At 60.1% G+C, this 17385-nt stretch carries 19 protein-coding genes and 1 tRNA gene; 8 read left to right on the forward strand and 12 right to left on the reverse strand.

Going from position 1 to position 17385, the window contains the following annotated elements:
* Nucleotides 1–34 precede the first annotated feature (34 nt).
* The 3 genes from gcvT (at nucleotide 35) to PSH86_RS23885 (ending at nucleotide 2350) form a co-directional block, all read left to right on the forward strand.
* Nucleotides 35–1159 (forward strand): glycine cleavage system aminomethyltransferase GcvT, encoded by a 1125-nt coding sequence (gcvT, locus tag PSH86_RS23875; RefSeq protein ID WP_249015482.1) that lies wholly within the window; start codon nucleotides 35–37, stop codon nucleotides 1157–1159.
* Nucleotides 1160–1554: 395 nt separating this feature from the next.
* Nucleotides 1555–1767 carry a cold-shock protein gene (locus PSH86_RS23880; protein WP_011335634.1) on the forward strand — a complete coding sequence of 71 codons (213 nt, stop codon included), beginning with the start codon at nucleotides 1555–1557 and terminating at the stop codon, nucleotides 1765–1767.
* Between the two features lie 94 nt (nucleotides 1768–1861).
* Nucleotides 1862–2350, forward strand: coding sequence for an RDD family protein (locus PSH86_RS23885; RefSeq protein ID WP_109753820.1), 489 nt, complete (start codon nucleotides 1862–1864; stop codon nucleotides 2348–2350).
* 185 nt (nucleotides 2351–2535) lie between these two features.
* On the opposite strand, the gene nadA is transcribed toward PSH86_RS23885, so the two are convergent.
* Nucleotides 2536–3594 carry a quinolinate synthase NadA gene (gene nadA, locus PSH86_RS23890; RefSeq protein WP_305485343.1) on the reverse strand — a complete coding sequence of 353 codons (1059 nt, stop codon included), beginning with the start codon at nucleotides 3592–3594 and terminating at the stop codon, nucleotides 2536–2538.
* A gap of 496 nt (nucleotides 3595–4090) precedes the next feature.
* On the opposite strand from nadA, the gene PSH86_RS23895 reads away from it, so the two are divergent.
* The 5 genes from PSH86_RS23895 to PSH86_RS23915 all read left to right on the forward strand — a co-directional run bounded on the left by PSH86_RS23895 (nucleotide 4091) and on the right by PSH86_RS23915 (nucleotide 9392).
* On the forward strand, nucleotides 4091–5833 hold the full coding sequence (locus PSH86_RS23895; RefSeq protein ID WP_305485346.1) for a copper resistance system multicopper oxidase: 1743 nt from the start codon (nucleotides 4091–4093) through the stop codon (nucleotides 5831–5833).
* Nucleotides 5834–5876: 43 nt separating this feature from the next.
* Nucleotides 5877–6746, forward strand: coding sequence for a copper resistance protein B (locus tag PSH86_RS23900; protein WP_370873830.1), 870 nt, complete (start codon nucleotides 5877–5879; stop codon nucleotides 6744–6746).
* A gap of 52 nt (nucleotides 6747–6798) precedes the next feature.
* Entirely contained in the window at nucleotides 6799–7185 is a 387-nt protein-coding gene (copC, locus tag PSH86_RS23905) for a copper homeostasis periplasmic binding protein CopC (protein ID WP_109753816.1), read from the forward strand.
* A 4-nt stretch (nucleotides 7186–7189) separates the two neighbouring features.
* Nucleotides 7190–8101, forward strand: coding sequence for a copper homeostasis membrane protein CopD (gene copD / locus PSH86_RS23910; protein WP_109753815.1), 912 nt, complete (start codon nucleotides 7190–7192; stop codon nucleotides 8099–8101).
* Between the two features lie 103 nt (nucleotides 8102–8204).
* Complete coding sequence (locus tag PSH86_RS23915; protein WP_305485352.1) at nucleotides 8205–9392, forward strand: cyanate transporter; 1188 nt, start codon at nucleotides 8205–8207, stop codon at nucleotides 9390–9392.
* Nucleotides 9393–9397: 5 nt separating this feature from the next.
* On the opposite strand, the gene PSH86_RS23920 is transcribed toward PSH86_RS23915, so the two are convergent.
* The 11 genes from PSH86_RS23920 to ybgC form a co-directional block, all read right to left on the reverse strand.
* Nucleotides 9398–10081, reverse strand: coding sequence for a hypothetical protein (locus PSH86_RS23920; protein ID WP_109753813.1), 684 nt, complete (start codon nucleotides 10079–10081; stop codon nucleotides 9398–9400).
* Between the two features lie 245 nt (nucleotides 10082–10326).
* Nucleotides 10327–10402: transfer RNA gene (locus tag PSH86_RS23925), tRNA-Lys, on the reverse strand.
* Nucleotides 10403–10465: 63 nt separating this feature from the next.
* The gene (gene queC, locus PSH86_RS23930) at nucleotides 10466–11140 is read right to left on the reverse strand and encodes a 7-cyano-7-deazaguanine synthase QueC (RefSeq protein ID WP_162893921.1); all 675 of its coding nucleotides are present in this window, start codon (nucleotides 11138–11140) and stop codon (nucleotides 10466–10468) included.
* Between the two features lie 16 nt (nucleotides 11141–11156).
* Nucleotides 11157–11804 carry a 7-carboxy-7-deazaguanine synthase QueE gene (gene queE / locus PSH86_RS23935; RefSeq protein WP_109753811.1) on the reverse strand — a complete coding sequence of 216 codons (648 nt, stop codon included), beginning with the start codon at nucleotides 11802–11804 and terminating at the stop codon, nucleotides 11157–11159.
* Nucleotides 11805–11971: 167 nt separating this feature from the next.
* Nucleotides 11972–12811: a tol-pal system protein YbgF gene (gene ybgF, locus PSH86_RS23940; protein ID WP_109753810.1), complete on the reverse strand. Its 840-nt coding sequence runs from the start codon at nucleotides 12809–12811 to the stop codon at nucleotides 11972–11974.
* Between the two features lie 6 nt (nucleotides 12812–12817).
* Nucleotides 12818–13315, reverse strand: coding sequence for a peptidoglycan-associated lipoprotein Pal (pal, locus tag PSH86_RS23945; RefSeq protein ID WP_003178634.1), 498 nt, complete (start codon nucleotides 13313–13315; stop codon nucleotides 12818–12820).
* A gap of 52 nt (nucleotides 13316–13367) precedes the next feature.
* Nucleotides 13368–14669 (reverse strand): Tol-Pal system beta propeller repeat protein TolB, encoded by a 1302-nt coding sequence (gene tolB, locus PSH86_RS23950; protein WP_109753809.1) that lies wholly within the window; start codon nucleotides 14667–14669, stop codon nucleotides 13368–13370.
* On the reverse strand, nucleotides 14666–15745 hold the full coding sequence (gene tolA / locus PSH86_RS23955) for a cell envelope integrity protein TolA (RefSeq protein ID WP_109753808.1): 1080 nt from the start codon (nucleotides 15743–15745) through the stop codon (nucleotides 14666–14668). The genes tolB and tolA overlap by 4 nt, the downstream gene beginning before the upstream one ends.
* Nucleotides 15745–16197, reverse strand: coding sequence for a protein TolR (gene tolR, locus PSH86_RS23960; protein WP_161798348.1), 453 nt, complete (start codon nucleotides 16195–16197; stop codon nucleotides 15745–15747). The genes tolA and tolR overlap by 1 nt, the downstream gene beginning before the upstream one ends.
* Before the next feature lie 23 nt (nucleotides 16198–16220).
* Entirely contained in the window at nucleotides 16221–16916 is a 696-nt protein-coding gene (tolQ, locus tag PSH86_RS23965) for a protein TolQ (protein ID WP_014339916.1), read from the reverse strand.
* Entirely contained in the window at nucleotides 16906–17373 is a 468-nt protein-coding gene (gene ybgC, locus PSH86_RS23970; protein ID WP_003205037.1) for a tol-pal system-associated acyl-CoA thioesterase, read from the reverse strand. Before ybgC ends, tolQ begins: the two co-directional genes overlap by 11 nt.
* Nucleotides 17374–17385: the final 12 nt, after the last annotated feature.

A 17385-nucleotide genomic window follows, 5' to 3' on the forward strand; every position in this document is an offset into this window, starting at 1 on the left:
CTTGCCTGCCCTCTACATTTTTCCAGGAGCTGATATGTCCACCGAACAACTGCTGAAAACCCCGCTGCATGCGCTGCACCTCGAACTCGGCGCCCGCATGGTGCCGTTCGCCGGGTACGACATGCCGGTGCAATACCCACTGGGCGTGATGAAGGAACACCAGCACACTCGCGATCAGGCCGGGCTGTTCGACGTGTCCCACATGGGCCAGATCCGCCTCATTGGCGCAGGTGCCGCCAAGGCCTTGGAAACCCTGGTGCCGGTGGACATCATCGACCTGCCAGTGGGCATGCAGCGCTACGCCATGTTCACCAACGACAACGGCGGCATCCTCGACGACCTGATGGTCGCCAACCTGGGCAACGACGAACTGTTCCTGGTGGTCAACGCCGCCTGCAAGGACCAGGACCTGGCCCATCTGCGGGCCCACATTGGCGCGCAGTGCAGCATCGAGCCGCTGTTCGAAGCCCGGGCCCTGCTCGCCCTGCAAGGCCCGGCAGCCGTCACCGTGCTCGCCCGCCTGGCACCAGAGGTGGCGAAAATGACCTTCATGCAGTTCCAGCGCGTCACACTGCTGGGCGTGGATTGCTTCGTCAGTCGTTCGGGCTACACCGGTGAAGACGGTTTCGAAATCTCGGTACCCGCCACCGACGCGGAAAAACTCGCCCGCGCCCTGCTGGCCGAACCGGAAGTCGCGGCCATCGGCCTCGGCGCCCGCGACTCCCTGCGACTGGAAGCCGGCCTGTGTCTTTATGGCCATGACATGAACACCGAGACGACGCCGGTCGAAGCCAGCCTGCTGTGGGCGATCTCCAAAGTCCGCCGCGCCGATGGCGCCCGGGCCGGTGGTTTCCCCGGGGCTGAAACCGTGTTCGCCCAACAACAGGGCGGCGTGAAGCGCAAACGCGTGGGCCTGCTGCCCCAGGAACGCACACCCGTGCGCGAAGGTGCAGAGATCGTCAACGAGGCGGGCGAGATTATCGGTACGGTGTGCAGCGGCGGTTTCGGCCCGACCCTGGGCGGGCCGTTGGCAATGGGTTACCTGGATAGCGCCTATGTCGCACTGGATACGCCAGTCTGGGCCATCGTGCGTGGGAAAAAAGTGCCTTTGCTTGTAAGCAAAATGCCATTTGTTCCACAACGCTACTACCGCGGTTGATTGACTGTTTCTATAAGTAACGCGATTGCGTTATACGTGCACTAATGTGTAACGCAACCGCCATAAAAAGGTGCATATCTTTTAGGCACTCAACAGCGCTTATAACGGCGGCAAACAATTGAACTAGCCTATCGAATAAGCGCCCCCGACGGGGCATGTAAATGCCTGCAAGCTGAGTAAATACGGGCTTCCCCGGGGGGTTGTTTTTTCATTCGTAGTTGGCGTAGAGTTTGGTCACTGTGTTTGCATGGGTCGCTTGGAATCGTGACCTGGGCAGTAGCTTATGAAGTTCGCTACATCCCGTTCGACGTCTCTTACTTTCCTGCAACCCAGCCCCAGTACTCTTTCATGCGAAAGAGGCTGTCATCAATTTTAGCGTCAAAGGAAATAAGAAAATGTCTCAACGTCAGAGCGGTACCGTCAAGTGGTTCAACGACGAGAAGGGTTTTGGTTTTATCACGCCTGAAAGCGGTCCGGATCTGTTCGTGCATTTCCGCGCCATCCAGGGCAACGGCTTCAAGAGCCTGAAAGAAGGCCAGAAGGTCACTTTCGTTGCCGTCCAAGGCCAGAAAGGCATGCAGGCTGACGAAGTTATCGCCGAAGCCTGAAGCTTTCCCACACGAAAAAGCCCCTGATTGATATCAGGGGCTTTTTTATGGGCGTAAATCCGTAAAATGGCTTCTTTTTCTGTCCGAGGCCGTCATGCCGAAACACCTGCTCACTCCCCAGGGGGACTTTCCTCCCGCCGGCCTGGGTCGTCGCCTGGCTGCGATGTTTTATGACTTCCTGCTGTGCACGGCGCTGCTGATCGTCACCAGCGGCGCCTACAAGATGATCCAGATGGCGATCATCGGCGAAGAAAAAATGCGCGCCCTGACCGAAGCCGGGGCACTGGACGGTGACCCGCTGCTGTCCACTGTGCTGCTGTTCGTGTTGTTCGGTTTTTTCGCCAAGTTCTGGACCCACAACGGCCAGACCCTGGGCATGCAGGTGTGGTGCATCCGTGTACAGAATGCCGATGGCACAGCCATCAGCCTGTGGCAGGCGCTGTTGCGGTTCGTGGTGTCGATTGCGTCATTGCTGCTGGTGGGGCTGGGCTTCATCTGGGCGCTGTTCGACAAGCGCAAACGCAGCTGGCATGACATCTACTCGGAAACGCAGTTGGTGCGGATTCCCAAGAAGACCAAATGATACCGCCAAAGCAGGTAAGCGGATTACATTGTGGCGAGGGGATTTATCCCCGTTGGGGCGCGTAGCGGCCCCATTTGTTCATTCTGACACTCCGCGGTGTCAGGTTTTAGGGCCGCTTCGCAGCCCAGCGGGGATAAATCCCCTCGCCACAGAAAGCCCTACGCGCCTGAAAATCTTATTCAGCCTCAAGCATTCCCCGCCAGCTTCATCCGCGCCGCCTGGGTAAAGTCCAGCATGCGCTTGAGCGGGCGAATGGCCTGGGGAATCAAAGCCGGGTCGACGAATATCTCATTGGCGCCTTCCTGCAGGCTCTTGAGCGTGCGCTCCAGGGTGTTCATCGCCATCCACGGGCAGTGTGCGCAACTGCGGCACGCCGCGCCGTTGCCAGCGGTAGGAGCCTCGATGAAGACCTTGTCCGGGCACAGCTGCTGCATCTTGTAGAAGATACCCCGGTCGGTGGCGACGATCAGCGTCTTGTTCGGCAGGGTCTGGGCCGCGGCGATCAACTGGCTGGTGGAGCCCACGGCATCGGCCAGTTCAATCACCGATGTCGGCGACTCCGGGTGCACCAGGATCGCGGCATCCGGGTATAGCGCCTTCATGTCCTCCAACTGCTTGGACTTGAACTCTTCGTGGACGATACAGGCACCGTCCCAGAGCAGCATGTCGGCACCGGTCTGGCGCTGGATGTAAGTCCCCAGATGCTTGTCCGGGCCCCAGATGATGGTTTCGCCGTTGTCCATCAGGCTCTCGACGATTTCCAGCGCACAACTGGAGGTCACTACCCAGTCGGCCCGGGCTTTGACTGCCGCCGAGGTATTGGCATACACCACCACGGTGCGCTCCGGATGCTGGTCGCAGAACGCCGAGAACTCGTCCACCGGGCAGCCCAGGTCCAGGGAGCAGGTGGCTTCCAGGGTCGGCATCAGCACACGTTTTTCGGGGTTGAGGATCTTGGCGGTCTCGCCCATGAACTTGACCCCCGCCACCACCACGGTCTTGGCCGGGTGGGCATTGCCGAAGCGGGCCATTTCCAGGGAGTCGGACACACAACCACCGGTCTCCTCGGCCAGGGCCTGGATGACCGGGTCGCAATAGAAGTGCGCGACCAGCACTGCGTCCTGAGCCTTGAGCTCGGCAGCGATGGCGGCGCGGTACCAGGCCTCTTGCTCGGCGCTCAGCGGCTTGGGCTGCTTGGCGTCGAGATGGGCCTGGACCAGAAGGCGTTCGGAAATTTGCGTCATGTTCGCAAGACCTGCAAGCGCGTTTAGCGCGAAAGTCGAGTATACACCCGGCTCCGGACCACTCGGGTACCGCCGGGAAAGTGGGTATCAATCAGGCACGGGACAGCGTGAAGCCGGCAAGGCTACAGAATATCCCGCCGTTGCAAAAGATCATTCTGACCTGCGTCCTGGCAGACGCATCAAGGCTATAAGGTCGAACACAAAAACTGTGGCGAGGGGATTTATCCCCGCTGGGCCGCGAAGCGGTCCTAAACCCAATCAGCGCGCTGTATCAGGGCAGTTGCATTCACCTTTTTCCGGGGCTGCTTCGCAGCCCGACGGGGATAAATCCCCTCGCCACAAGTTTTGTATTCACCAAGGCAATGGCTGACTTCTGCCCCTGCCAAGCTGACTGAAATGTAATCACTTGTCGCGCTGGCTTATGTCATCTTCTTTTCAAACCTGCACAGGGAACTGTTCCTGTGCTCGCTGCGAATCGACTGACGGACTTCCATCGATGCAAACAAAAACTTCCCGGCGAACCTTCGTCAAAGGCCTGACCGCCGGTGGCATCCTGGGTGGCCTGGGGTTATGGCGCGCGCCCGTCTGGGCAGTCACCAGCCCCGGCCAGCCCAACGTGCTGACAGGCACCGAATTCGACCTGTTCATCGGCGAAAGCCCGGTCAACTTCACCGGTAGCCCACGCACCGCCCAGACCATCAACGGCGGCATCCCCGGCCCCCTGCTGCGCTGGCGTGAAGGCGACACCGTGACCCTGCGGGTGCGCAACCGCTTGAAGGACACCACCTCCATCCACTGGCACGGTATTTTGCTGCCGGCCAACATGGATGGCGTTCCGGGACTGAGCTTCAAAGGCATCGAACCCGACGGCATGTACGTGTATCAGTTCAAGGTCCGACAGAACGGCACCTACTGGTACCACAGCCATTCCGGTTTCCAGGAACAGTCCGGGGTCTACGGCCCGCTGGTGATTGACGCCAGGGAACCCGAGCCTTTCCAGTACGAACGCGATTACGTCGTGATGCTCACCGACTGGACCGATGAAGAGCCCGGCGACATCCTTCGCAAGCTCAAGAAACAGTCGGACTACTACAACTACAACAAGCGCACCGTCGGCGACTTCATAGACGATGTGGGCAAGAACGGCTGGGCCAGCACCGTGGCCGATCGCAAGATGTGGGCCGAGATGAAGATGAATCCCACTGACCTGGCCGACGTCAGCGGCGCCACCTACACCTACCTCATGAACGGACAGGCGCCGGACATGAACTGGACCGGCCTGTTCAAGCCAGGCGAACGTCTTCGCCTGCGCTTTATCAACGGCTCGTCCATGAGCTATTTCGATGTGCGCATTCCCGGCTTGAAGATGACGGTGGTGGCGTCTGACGGCCAATACGTCAAACCGGTGAGCGTCGATGAGTTCCGGATCGCCGTGGCCGAGACCTATGACGTCATCATCGAACCGACCCAAGAGGCCTACACCCTGTTCGCCCAGTCCATGGACCGCACCGGGTACGCCCGTGGCACCCTCGCGGCCAGGGCCGGGCTGTCAGCGCCAGTGCCGCCACTGGACCCGCGGCCATTGGTGACCATGGACGACATGGGCATGGGAGGCATGGACCACGGCAGCATGGGGCAAATGAGTGGCATGGACCATGGCTCGATGCAGGGCATGGCCGGTATGGATCACGGTGCCATGCAGGGCATGGACGGCATGCTCTCGCACCCCGACACCGAGAAAGACAACCCCCTGGTGGACATGCAGGCCATGAGCGTCAAGCCCAAGCTCGACGACCCGGGCATGGGGCTGCGCAACAACGGCCGCAAAGTGCTGACCTACTCAGACCTGCGCAGCACTTTTCCCGACCCCGACGGCCGCGAGCCTGGTCGCACGATCGAGCTGCACCTGACCGGGCACATGGAGAAATTCGTCTGGTCGTTCAACGGCGTGAAGTTTGCCGACGCCGCACCGCTGCTGCTCAAGTACGGCGAACGACTGCGCATCGTGTTGATCAACGACACCATGATGACACACCCCATCCACCTGCACGGCATGTGGAGCGACCTGGAGGATGAGAACGGCCAGTTCATGGTCCGCAAGCACACCATCGACGTGCCACCGGGCTCCCGGCGCAGCTACCGGGTCACCGCCGATGCCCTCGGGCGCTGGGCGTATCACTGCCATCTGCTGTTTCACATGGAGATGGGGATGTTTCGTGAAGTTCGGGTGCAGGAATGAGGAAGCGACCATGACCATGATTGTGAAGTACCCCGCCCTGCCCATGGCCATCCTTGCCCTTGGCAGCAGCATCTCGGCCTGGGCAGCGAGCAACGACATGCCGGGCATGGATCACAGCCAGATGCCGGGAATGGACCATAGCCAGATGCAAGGCATGGACTCGATGCAGGGCATGGAGTCCATGCAATCGGCACCTGCCACCAGTCGCACGCCGATCCCGGAACTGACCGCCGCCGACCGCGCCGCTGTCTACGAGGATCACGGCGGACACGCGGTACATGACAGCGCCATCAACTCGTTCTTTCTCATCGACCAACTGGAGTGGCAGGACGCCGACGATGGCAGCGCCCTGAGCTGGGATGCCTCGGGCTGGATCGGCGGTGACATCGACCGTCTGTGGCTGCGTTCCGAAGGCGAACGCCTCAACGGCAAGACTGAAGAAGCCGAGCTCCAGGCCTTGTGGGGCCACGCCATCAGTCCCTGGTGGGACGTGGTGGCCGGCGTGCGCCAGGACTTCAAGCCAGGCGATCCGCAAACCTGGGCTGCCCTGGGCGTGCAAGGCATGGCGCTGTACAACTTCGAAGCCGAGGCCACCGCGTTCATCGGTGAAGGCGGCCAGAGCGCGGCGCGCCTGGAAGGCGACTACGACATCTTGCTGACCAATCGGTTGATCCTTCAGCCCACCGCCGAGGTCAACTTCTATGGCAAGAACGATCCCGCCCGAGGCATCGGCTCAGGGTTGTCAGACAGCGAACTCGGCGTGCGGCTGCGTTATGAAATACGCCGCGAATTCGCGCCCTACATTGGCGTCACCTGGAACCGCGTCTACGGCAACACTGCCGATTACGCCCGGGAAGAAGGCGAAGACCGCAGCGAGGCACGCCTGGTACTGGGCCTGCGCATGTGGTTCTGACCCGCTGACCTTTTTCACTAAAAACTAAAAACCGAGCTGTAGGAGTCCTTGCATGTCACTCATCAAAAACGCTGTCGTTGCCGTCGCCTTGTCCACTGGCCTGTTGCTCAGTGGCCTGGCCCAGGCCCATCCGAAACTGCTGTCCTCCACCCCCGCCGAAGGCGCCGATGGGGCGGCGCCGGCAAAAATAGAACTGCACTTCTCCGAGAACCTGATGACCAAACTCTCCGGTGCCAAGCTGATGATGACCGAGATGCCCGGCATGGCGGCCCATGCGCCGATGCCCATGCCAGCCAAGGTCTCCGGCAGCGATGACCCGAAAACCATGGTCATTACCCCGAATACGCCTCTCACCGCTGGCACCTATCAGGTCCAGTGGCGCGCGGTATCGTCCGACACTCACCCGATCACCGGCAACGTCACGTTCAAGGTGAAGTGAGTTGATGAGCGATTCGATCAACATTGTGCTGCGCTTTGCCCTGTACCTGGATTTGATGTTGCTGTTCGGCCTGGCCGCGTTCGGTCTTTATAGCCTGCGAGGCCAGGAGCGGGTGTCGGGTGCGCAGTTGCCTTTCGCGCCGCTGCTGGCGACCACGGCGGTGCTGGGTGGGTTGCTCTCCCTCGCCGCCATGGTGTGCATGACCTGGGCCATGAGCGGCGTTTCGGACTGGATCGAGCTGTGGCCGCACATTGAAATGATGGTATGGGAAACCGACGTCGGCTTGAGTTGGACCCTGCGCATGGCGGCGCTGCTGCTGGCCGGTTTCGCCGTGATGCTCAATAAACGCTGGCCGACCGCCAGCCTGGGCCTGGTCCTGCTGGGCGGAGCCGTGGCTTTGGCGACGCTGGCCTGGGCAGGGCACGGTGCGATGGACGAAGGCGCACGCCGCAGTTGGCACTTCATCACCGACTTCCTGCACCTATGGGCGGCGGGTGGCTGGGTCGGCGCCTTGGCCGCGTTCGCCCTGCTGCTTCGCCAGTCCGAGCCTCGCTTGGCGGTACTGGCCCGGACATTGACCGGGTTTGAAACCGCCGGGGCGGTGATCGTGGTGGTCATCAGCGTGACAGGGGTGATCAATTACCTGTTCATCGTCGGCCCAAGTATCACGGGGCTACTCGACAGCACCTATGGTCAGTTGCTGGCGCTCAAACTCACCTTGTTCGCGGTCATGCTGGTGTTCGCCGCGCTGAACCGTTTTCACCTGAGCCCACTCCTGGAGAACGCCCGACAGACCGGTGAGCACCGGGTCGCGGTGAATGCCCTGCGGCGCAGCATGGTCCTGGAGTTCTCTGTGGCAGTGGTCATTCTCGGCTTGGTGGCGTGGTTGGGGACGCTGAGCCCGGAGATGGAATAACCGAGGGCGGTATTTAATTTTTCAATACCACCAGCCAGTTTTCAGTTTGCCCGCCGCAAGACGCCCAGGCCTAAATGGGGCCTTGTCCAACCAAGGCCCTGTCATGGAAAACGTTCGAACCTCAAGCACCCACGCCGCCTGGCTGCTGGTCAGCATCGTGTTGGTGGCGCTGAACCTACGGCCCTCGATGGCGGCGGTCGGACCGCTGCTGTCCGCCATTCGTGGCGAGGTCCCCCTGAATTTCAGCACCGCCTCGCTGTTGACCATGTTGCCCGTCATGTCGATGGGCCTGGCAATGTTCCTGGGCATGCGCATCGCCCTGCGCATCGGTGAACACCGCACCATTGTGCTGTCGCTGTTGATCATTGGGCTCGCCACGGCGTCGCGCTTGTATCTGGACAGCGCCGCCGGACTGATTGCCAGTGCGATCGTGGCCGGGCTCGGGATCGCCTTGATCCAGGCCGTGATGCCGGCACTGATCAAGTCGCGCTTCGCCGACAACGTCTCGCTGCTCATGGGCTTGTACGTCACGTCCATCATGGGCGGTGCGGCGATTGCCGCTTCGTTTTCACCTTTTGTCCTGGCACAGACCGGTAGCTGGCGCCTCGGCCTGGCAATCTGGGCATTGCTGGCGCTGATCGCCCTCGGCAGCTGGTACGGCCAACGCTCGAGCATCACCTCCTTGCCCGAAGAAGCGTCCCGGCATCACGAAACGTTTTCCAGCAACGCGCGGGCCTGGCTGCTGGCGATTTTCTTTGGCCTGGGCACCGCCTCCTACACTTGCGTGCTGGCCTGGCTGGCGCCGTACTACGTGGAAAAGGGCTGGAGCGAACAGCACGCGGGCCTGCTGCTGGGATTGCTTACGGCCATGGAAGTGTTGTCCGGCCTGGTCGTTCCGGCGATAGCCAACAGCAGCCGGGATAAACGCCTGGTCCTGGGCGTCCTGCTGGCCCTGATCATCGGCGGCTTCTGCGGCCTGATCCTCAGCCCGGAACGCTTCAGCCTGCTCTGGCCCTGCCTGCTGGGACTGGGTATCGGCGGCCTGTTCCCCATGAGCCTGATCGTGTCCCTCGACCACCTGGACAACCCACGCCGGGCCGGCGGTCTTACGGCGTTCGTGCAGGGTGTGGGCTATCTCATCGCCGGGCTCTCGCCTTTGATTGCCGGGATGATCCGCGATCAATTGGGCAGTTTCGAGTGGGCCTGGTGGTCGCTCACGGCGATCATGGCGTTGATGATGGTGATGGTATTGCGGTTTGACCCAAAGGGTTATGGGCGACACATCCGCTAACGCTGCTACTTTGTCCCGGTAAAAAAACGACCGCTGAGCTCTCTCAAGGCCCGGGCTTTCTCCTCGATATCGTTCGACAAGCGCAGTTGCAAGGGATCTTCGTCAACAACGGAAGTGGCCGCCGTGTAGGACAGCAGGTAACTGGAAAGGCCACTCTTCCAGGCGAGGATGCCGATCGCCTTGGTCAGCTCGTTCAGGTTCAGCGGCAGCGCATCCTCAATGGTAAACAAACCGATACCGTAATTGGGGTCGAACAACACCAGCTTGTCCCCGCCTCGGATGATGTAGCCGATATGATTGGTCAGCCATTTGGAATTTTTCAGGTAGGACGCATAACCCAGCACTGGAAACCATCCCGATAAGCTCAGGAGAACTTTGCAACCTCGCGCTTCATATTCGGGTTTATGCAGGTCACCGCAGACGTCGCGGGTTTTCTGGTATCGGCCCAGGACGGCCTGCAGCGTTTCGGCCGTATTGAGGCTGGAATTGATCTTCAGCAACGCCGCCTTGGCTCTTACAAAAGCGACATGTTCGACCCAATGCCCAAAATCGGGTTGGCCTTCCACGTCATAAGCACCCACGGCAGCGCCGACCATGGCGGTTACCCCGGCGCACCATCCGCCCTTGATATCAGCCTTGATATCCTTGACCTGATCGAAGGGAGCAAACTGGGTAATTCGCAGCTTCATGTCGAATCCTCCTTGATCGAACCTCGCGCACTTTATGAACGAGATGCGCGCTGCGCTTGAACAGGGAGCGGGCTTCAACAGTCTAGGAGCTGAGACCATTTTTTCCAGGTTAATGGCGTAGTCCCCCAAGGACTGCCATGACACCGGCCAGATTCGGGATTCGTCCGGCCACTTTCTCGCAGGCAAAAAAAAATCCGGAAATCCTCACTTTCGTGGGCCTTCCAGACTTTTAAAACTGCAAAAAATGGTGGGTCGTGTGGGATTCGAACCTACGACCAATTGGTTAAAAGCCAACTGCTCTACCAACTGAGCTAACGACCCGCTGTGTGGTGGCGCGTATAATACTGATTTCTAAGGACTATTCAACACTTAATTTGAAATAAATCAAAAATAACGAGTTGGATCGCTTACACCCGCGGCCGCGAAGCCTTCCGCACGCAGGCGGCAGCTGTCGCACTTGCCGCAAGCACGGCCCTGATCGTCGGCCTGATAGCAGGAAACAGTGAGCCCGTAGTCCACGCCAAGCTTCACACCGGCCTTGACGATGTCGGCCTTGCTGAGATTCTGCAGCGGCGCCTGGATGCGAAAGCCCTGCCCTTCCACGCCGGCCTTGGTCGCCAGGTTGGCCATGCGCTCGAAGGCTTCGACGAACTCCGGACGGCAATCCGGGTAACCGGAATAATCCACGGCATTGACGCCAATGAAAATGTCACGGGCACCCAGCACTTCGGCCCAGCCCAATGCCAATGACAGGAACACGGTGTTGCGCGCCGGCACATACGTCACCGGAATACCTTCGCCAGGCGCCTCGGGCACGTCGATGGAACTGTCGGTCAAGGCCGAGCCGCCGATGCCATTGAGGTTCAGGCCGATCACTTTGTGCTCCACCACACCCTGGTCCCGGGCAACTCGTTCGGCGGCGTGCAGTTCAGCTCGGTGGCGCTGGCCATAGTCGAAACTCATGGTGTAGCAGCGGTAACCCTCGGCACGGGCCATGGCCACGACAGTGGCCGAATCCAGGCCACCGGACAGCAGGATGACCGCACGTTTTTCCGCAATGTTCGAATCAGTCATATCAGCGCCCCGGCTCGTCGTTCCAAAGATATTTATGCAGCTGCAATTGCAGGCGCACCGGCAGGTTATCCGCCACCACCCAGTCCGCCAGCTCCCGGGCGCTCAAATCGTGATGGCTCGGCGACAACAACACTTCGCCGGCCCGCTGGTCGAGTCCGTACTGGATCAGCTTGGACACGGCCCAGTCGTAATCTTCCCGCGAACAGATCACGAACTTGACCTGATCGTTAGGTGTCAGCAGTTCGATATTCTCGTAACGGTTGCGGTGCGCTTCCTTGGAGCCTGGAGTCTTCAGGTCCACGACGCGACTGACGCGCGGGTCGACGGCCGAGATATCCAGGGCGCCGCTGGTCTCCAGCGAAACCTCGTAACCGGCATCACACAACTGCTTGAGCAAAGGGATGGCGTTGGGTTGCGCCAATGGCTCACCGCCCGTGACGCAGACATAACGCGGACGATAACTGGCCACTTGTTCCAGGATATCGTCGAGGGTTCGCAAGGTGCCGCCGCTGAAAGCGTAGGCGCTGTCACAGTATTGGCAACGCAACGGGCAACCGGTGAGGCGCACAAATACCGTGGGCAGCCCAGCCGTGCGCGTTTCACCCTGCAACGAGTAAAAAACTTCGGTGATTCTCAATGTGTCTTGCATAGTCGCCACGGGCGTAACAGCTAAACAGGCTGTCCGCCTCCGTCAGGCACTTCAAGGAACCCCGCCAACGCGCAGATCCCAAAAAGCGTGTTTCATAAAAAGGGCGTGAATTCTAACGAAAAAACCCGCGACAGGCGCGGGTTTCTTCAAAAACAGGTCAAGCTGGCTTACATGCGTTGCAGATCACGCTGGGCCAACTGGGCAGCCGACGTACCCGGATATTGGGCCACCACCTGCTGCAGAATGCCTTTCACCTTGTCGGTATGACCAAGGCGGCGCTCTACGTCAGCCAGCTTGTACAGCGAATCCGGCACCTTGGCGTGCTTGGGATACAACTGCGAAACCTTGGCGAACGCCTGGCCAGCGCCTTGCAGGTCGCCCTTGGCCAGGTTCACTTCGCCCAGCCAATATTGGGCATTGCCCGCGTACTGGCTGTTTGGGTATTTGCGCAGGAAAGCGGCAAAGGCCTGGCTGGCCTTGTCGAAATCCTTGGCCTTGATCAGGTCGAAGGCCGCGTCGTAATAGAGCTTTTCCTTCGCCGGATCAGCGGGCTCGCCACCGGCGGCAGGTGCTGCTGGAGCAGCAGCCCCCGCGCCAGCGCCAGCGGCTGCACCGGGGGCGTTCAAGTCGCCACCGGCAGGAGAATTCTCGGGAGTCGCGGCAGGTGCAACGCCGGATCCTATGCGCCGATCAAGATCCTGGTATCGCTCCAGGTTTTCCTGCTTCATGCGCGAAATATCATTTTGCAGTTCTTCGATCACACCCTGTTGGCGCGATATCTGATCCTGCATTTGCTGCAGTTGGTTGAACAGCTGGCCCTGTGCCGAGACAGGGGCCGAAACCCCTCCCCCGGCATAGGCGCCGTTCGTACCGTAACCTGCAGGCGGATAACTGCTCCCGCTATTGTTATAGCCGGCATCGTTATCGACCACAGGAACCGCAGCCCACGCCGCAAGCGGCGCGAGGCTGAGAGCCAGAACAGTTACAGCACGACGGCACGTTCGCATGACGAATTACTTACGCAGTTCGACGCGACGGTTTTGAGCCCAGGACTGCTCGTCGTTGCCGGTAGCAACTGGACGCTCTTCGCCGTAGGAAACCAGTTCCAGCTGAGCTGGGGAAACACCTTGCAGTACCAGGTAGCGTTGAACGGCTTTCGCACGACGCTCGCCCAGTGCCATGTTGTACTCACGAGTACCACGTTCGTCGGTGTTGCCTTCCAGAACAACGCGAGCGCCGTTTGCTTTCAGGTCCTTGGCGTGAACGTCCAGAGCGCGCATGGCTTCTGGCTTCAGGTCCGAGCTGTCGTATTCGAAGTAGAAGGTGGTGATTGCGCGCAGAGCAGCTTCTTCGCTCAGGGAGCCGTCAACTGCACCAGTGTTAGCGCCGTAACCAGCGTTTGGATCAACAGCGCCTTCACCGGCATTGTCGCCGCCTTTGGACGAGCAACCTACAGCTACAGCCATGGCCAGAGCCAGCGCAGCAAATTTACCAAACTTCAGCATTTCCATCGTGAAACTCCTAATGAACCCCAGTGTGTTAAGTAAAACGTATAGCGCCGCGTCAGTTCAGGTAAGGGGACCAGGACGGTTCTCTGACTTCGCCTTGAGCGGTAGGAAGCGGGAGCCTCACGCGTCCATTAATGGACACGAGCATCAAGACTCCCCGGCCCTGCTGGCGGGTGGCGTAGATTACCATGGTGCCGTTGGGCGCAACAGTAGGTGACTCGTCCAGAGTGCTATCAGTGAGGATTTTTACACTTCCGCGCTGCAAATCCTGGGCCGCCACCTTGAAATTAGTGAAACCGTCCTGGCGATGGATCATCACCAGGGTCTTTTCGTCCGCCGACAGTTTAGGGTTGGCGTTGTAGTTACCCACGAACGTCACGCGTTCGGCACCGCCACCACCAGCACTGGTCTTGTAGATCTGCGGCTTGCCGCCACGGTCGGAGGTAAAGTAGATGGTCGAGCCATCCTTGCCCCAGAACGGTTCGGTGTTGATGCCCGGGCCATTGGTGACGCGGGAGATCGAACGCGAAGCCAGGTTCATCACGTAGACGTCCGGGTTACCGTCCTTGGACAGCACGAACGCCAGGCGCGAGCCGTCCGGCGACCAGGCTGGCGCGCCGTTCAGACCTTCGAAGTTGGTGATCTGCTCGCGGCGACCGGTGTCGATGTGCTGCATGAAGATACGTGGACGCTTCTGCTCGAACGAGACATAGGCGATGCGCTTGCCATCTGGAGCGAAACGCGGCGACAGGATCGGCTCGCGCGATTGAAGCAGGGTCACCGCACGGGCGCCGTCATAGTCGGAGCGCTGCAGGGTGTAGCGGGTGTTGTTCTCGGAGAAGCGCTCGGCCGTCACGTAGAGCATGCGGGTAGAGAATGCGCCCTTGATGCCGGTGAGTTTCTCGAACGACTGGTCGGAGATGTAGTGCGCCATGTCGCGCAACTGATCGACGCTGCCCGACACGCTGCCGGTCAGCACTTGCTGCTCGGTGGCGACGTTGAACAGGGCGTACTGCACCTGCAGGCGACCGCCGGCCGGAACGATGCTGCCGACCATGATGTACTGGGCGCCCAGGGCCTTCCAGTCACGGTAGATGACTTCGCTGGCCTGGGTCGGCAGGCTGATCATGTTCTGCTTGGGGATCGGCGCGTAGTAACCCGAGTTGCGCAGGTCGTTGCCGATGATCTCCGCCATGTCATCCGGCAGGACGCTACCGCCCTGCCAGCCGAACGGTACGACGGCGATCGGGGTCGCCCGGTCGCTGCCGCTGGTGACCAGGATGTTCTTTTCCTCTGCTACCGCTATCCCTGCCAGGCAGCAGATAACGACAAGCATTCCTCGAAGAAGGTTTCTCACAAGGCTAGATCCTCAGGTGTGAATGTCATCTTGAATGAACGATAGGGAGCGAAGTCGCTCGGTTTCATTCCTTGCATTTCCGTCAATCGCCCAATGTTCTTGACCGCTGCGACCGCCGAAGCGTCGAACGGACCGTCACCACTGGACTTGGCGACGCTGACCGAGGTAACCGTACCGTCGGGCAACATGCCGATTTGCAATACTACCGTCATGCCTTTGCGCGCCGAAGGTGGACGAGCCCAGCCTTCTGCCGCTCGTGCGCGAATCAAATCATCGAAACTGCCGGCGACTTCATCGCCCTGCTCGTCGGCCAATGCCTGCTGGCGCTCTGGCGTGTCGGAAAGCAAATCTGCCAAGGCCTGGGCCTTTTTGTCTTCGGCGGATTTACGCGCTGCGTCCTGGGCCTTTTTCTTGGCGGCGTCGGCGGCGGCTTTCTTCTTCGCGTCTTCGGCGACTTTCTTTTTCGCCTCTTCGGCTTCAGCTTTCTTCTTGGCGTCTTCGGCCGCTTTTTTCTTCGCGTCCTCGACGATCTTTTTCTTCGCTTCTTCAGCGGCCGCTTTCTTGGCCTCTTCTTCAGCGGCTTTCTTGGCTTCTTCTTCGGCTTTCTTCTTGGCTATATCAGCCAATTGTTTCTCTTCTGCCTTTTTCGCCTCGGCGGCTTTCTTGGCGTCATCGGCTTTCTTGGCTTCGTCAGCCTTTTTCGCCTCTTCCGCTTTCTTCGCCTCATCGGCCTTCTTGGCTTCCTCGGCCTTTTGAGCCGCTTCCTCTTTCTTTTGTTCCGCTGCCTTTATCGCTTCCTGCTCGACCTTCTTCTGTTCCATCTGCTCGACTTCAGTCTGGCGCGCGGCGGACTTCTTCGCCTCACCCGCAAGCTTCTGGTTCGTCTGGGTCGTAGCCTGGCTTTTCGATTTGAGCTGGTACAACGTCGCCTGCACGATCGGCTTGGCCGGCGGCAGCTCCGGAGTCATGGCAAAACTGACGAACAGCATGCCGAACACCAGCACATGCAGGCCGATTGCCAGGACACTGGGCCAGAAGTAGCTTTCCGAGGCGGACGGCTCTCGCTGTTGCTGCATCAGGGCGCCTCAGTGATCAAGCCAACGTTACCGACCCCGGCTTTCTGCAAACCGCCCATGGCGCCCATCACCGCACCGTAGTCGACGGTCTTGTCGCCGCGAATGAAAACCTGGGTGCGCTTGCCGGCATCGTTGCCGACACGAATGATCTTGGTCACCGCATCAGTCATCTGCGGCAAGGTCATGGCGCGGTCCTGCTGCTTCTCGGTATCGACTTCGCTGCCAAGGTTCCAGTAGTAGGTCTTGTCAGCCTTGATCGAAATGGTCAGTACCTGGGTGTTGTTGTCCTGCGGCAAGGCTTCGCTGGAAACCTTGGGCAGATCGACCTTCACGCCCTGATTGAGCATCGGCGCGGTCACCATGAAGATGACCAGCAGCACCAACATCACGTCGATGTAGGGCACCACGTTCATCTCGGCAACCGGCTTGCGCTTTTTTCGGGCTCGAGCGATTAAAGCCATTGGGAAATACCTGCTTATTCTTCGCTGGTGTGCACTTTGCGGTGCAGGATCGCCTGGAATTCATCGGCGAAGGTGTAGTAACGGCCGGTCAGCATTTCGCTGCGGGCAGCGAAGCGGTTGTAGGCGATAACGGCCGGGATGGCCGCGAACAGGCCGATGGCGGTGGCGATCAGTGCCTCGGCGATGCCCGGGGCCACGGTGGCCAGGGTCGCTTGCTGGGCGGAAGCCAGGCCACGGAAGGAGTTCATGATCCCCCACACGGTACCGAACAGACCGATGTACGGGCTGACCGAACCGACGGTGGCGAGGAACGACAGGCCCTGCTCGAGCTTTTCTTCTTCGCGGGAAATGGCCACGCGCATGGCACGGGCCACGCCTTCCATCACCGCTTCAGGATCGACGCCCGGCTGCTGGCGCAAGCGGGAGAACTCCTTGAAGCCGGCACGGAAGATCTGCTCGACGCCTGAATCCGGGTCCGGGTTGCTGCCGGCCTGGCGATAGAGCTTGGACAGGTCGATACCGGACCAGAAGCGCTCTTCGAAGCTCTCCAGGGCACGGCGACCGGCGCGCAGCATGTTGCTGCGCTGAAAGATCATGATCCATGAGGTCACCGATGCGGCTACCAGGGTCAGCATTACCAGTTGCACCACGACGCTGGCATTGCTGACCAGGCTCCACATGGAGGAATGGTCGACGACGTTAGCTTCCACGCTTTATCTCCTGCTCTGAGTGTGTACCCGCGCCGCTCACGCCGGCAAAGGCCGCACGTAGAGCTTCGGGAATGGCCCGGGGTTTCAAACTATGGGTGCGCACACAGGCCACCAAAAACTGCCCTTCACAGAGCAGCACGTTATCCGTAGCCCGCCTGACCTGCTGCTTGAAGCGCAGGCTGACACGGTTCAATTCGATGACATCGGCACTTACCACCAGTTCGTCGTCCAGTCGCGCCGGCGCGTGGTAGCGCGCTTCGCTGGAATGCACGACGAATAACAGGTCCTCCCCTGCCAGCGCGGATTGGGCGAAACCCAGTTCCCGCAGCCGTTCGGTTCGAGCCCGTTCCATAAACTTGAGGTAATTGACGTAGTAGACGATGCCGCCAGCATCGGTGTCCTCGTAATAAACGCGACAGCGATGTGCGAACGACTCCAGCCCGTTTTGCGCGCGCATACTCTAGTGCTT

The organism is Pseudomonas sp. FP2300, from assembly GCF_030687595.1.
In the GTDB taxonomy this organism is placed as follows: domain Bacteria; phylum Pseudomonadota; class Gammaproteobacteria; order Pseudomonadales; family Pseudomonadaceae; genus Aquipseudomonas; species Aquipseudomonas bijieensis.

Coding starts and splice junctions, on each gene's coding strand:
- copC (WP_109753816.1), top strand. CDS start 6,799: ATGTCACTCATCAAAAACGCTGTCGTTGCCGTCGCCTTGTCCACTGGC.
- ybgC (WP_003205037.1), bottom strand. CDS start 17,373: ATGCGCGCGCAAAACGGGCTGGAGTCGTTCGCACATCGCTGTCGCGTT.
- nadA (WP_305485343.1), bottom strand. CDS start 3,594: ATGACGCAAATTTCCGAACGCCTTCTGGTCCAGGCCCATCTCGACGCC.
- queE (WP_109753811.1), bottom strand. CDS start 11,804: ATGCAAGACACATTGAGAATCACCGAAGTTTTTTACTCGTTGCAGGGT.
- PSH86_RS23895 (WP_305485346.1), top strand. CDS start 4,091: ATGCAAACAAAAACTTCCCGGCGAACCTTCGTCAAAGGCCTGACCGCC.
- PSH86_RS23885 (WP_109753820.1), top strand. CDS start 1,862: ATGCCGAAACACCTGCTCACTCCCCAGGGGGACTTTCCTCCCGCCGGC.
- PSH86_RS23920 (WP_109753813.1), bottom strand. CDS start 10,081: ATGAAGCTGCGAATTACCCAGTTTGCTCCCTTCGATCAGGTCAAGGAT.
- PSH86_RS23915 (WP_305485352.1), top strand. CDS start 8,205: ATGGAAAACGTTCGAACCTCAAGCACCCACGCCGCCTGGCTGCTGGTC.
- gcvT (WP_249015482.1), top strand. CDS start 35: ATGTCCACCGAACAACTGCTGAAAACCCCGCTGCATGCGCTGCACCTC.
- tolA (WP_109753808.1), bottom strand. CDS start 15,745: ATGCAGCAACAGCGAGAGCCGTCCGCCTCGGAAAGCTACTTCTGGCCC.
- PSH86_RS23900 (WP_370873830.1), top strand. CDS start 5,877: ATGGCCATCCTTGCCCTTGGCAGCAGCATCTCGGCCTGGGCAGCGAGC.
- PSH86_RS23880 (WP_011335634.1), top strand. CDS start 1,555: ATGTCTCAACGTCAGAGCGGTACCGTCAAGTGGTTCAACGACGAGAAG.
- copD (WP_109753815.1), top strand. CDS start 7,190: ATGAGCGATTCGATCAACATTGTGCTGCGCTTTGCCCTGTACCTGGAT.
- pal (WP_003178634.1), bottom strand. CDS start 13,315: ATGGAAATGCTGAAGTTTGGTAAATTTGCTGCGCTGGCTCTGGCCATG.
- ybgF (WP_109753810.1), bottom strand. CDS start 12,811: ATGCGAACGTGCCGTCGTGCTGTAACTGTTCTGGCTCTCAGCCTCGCG.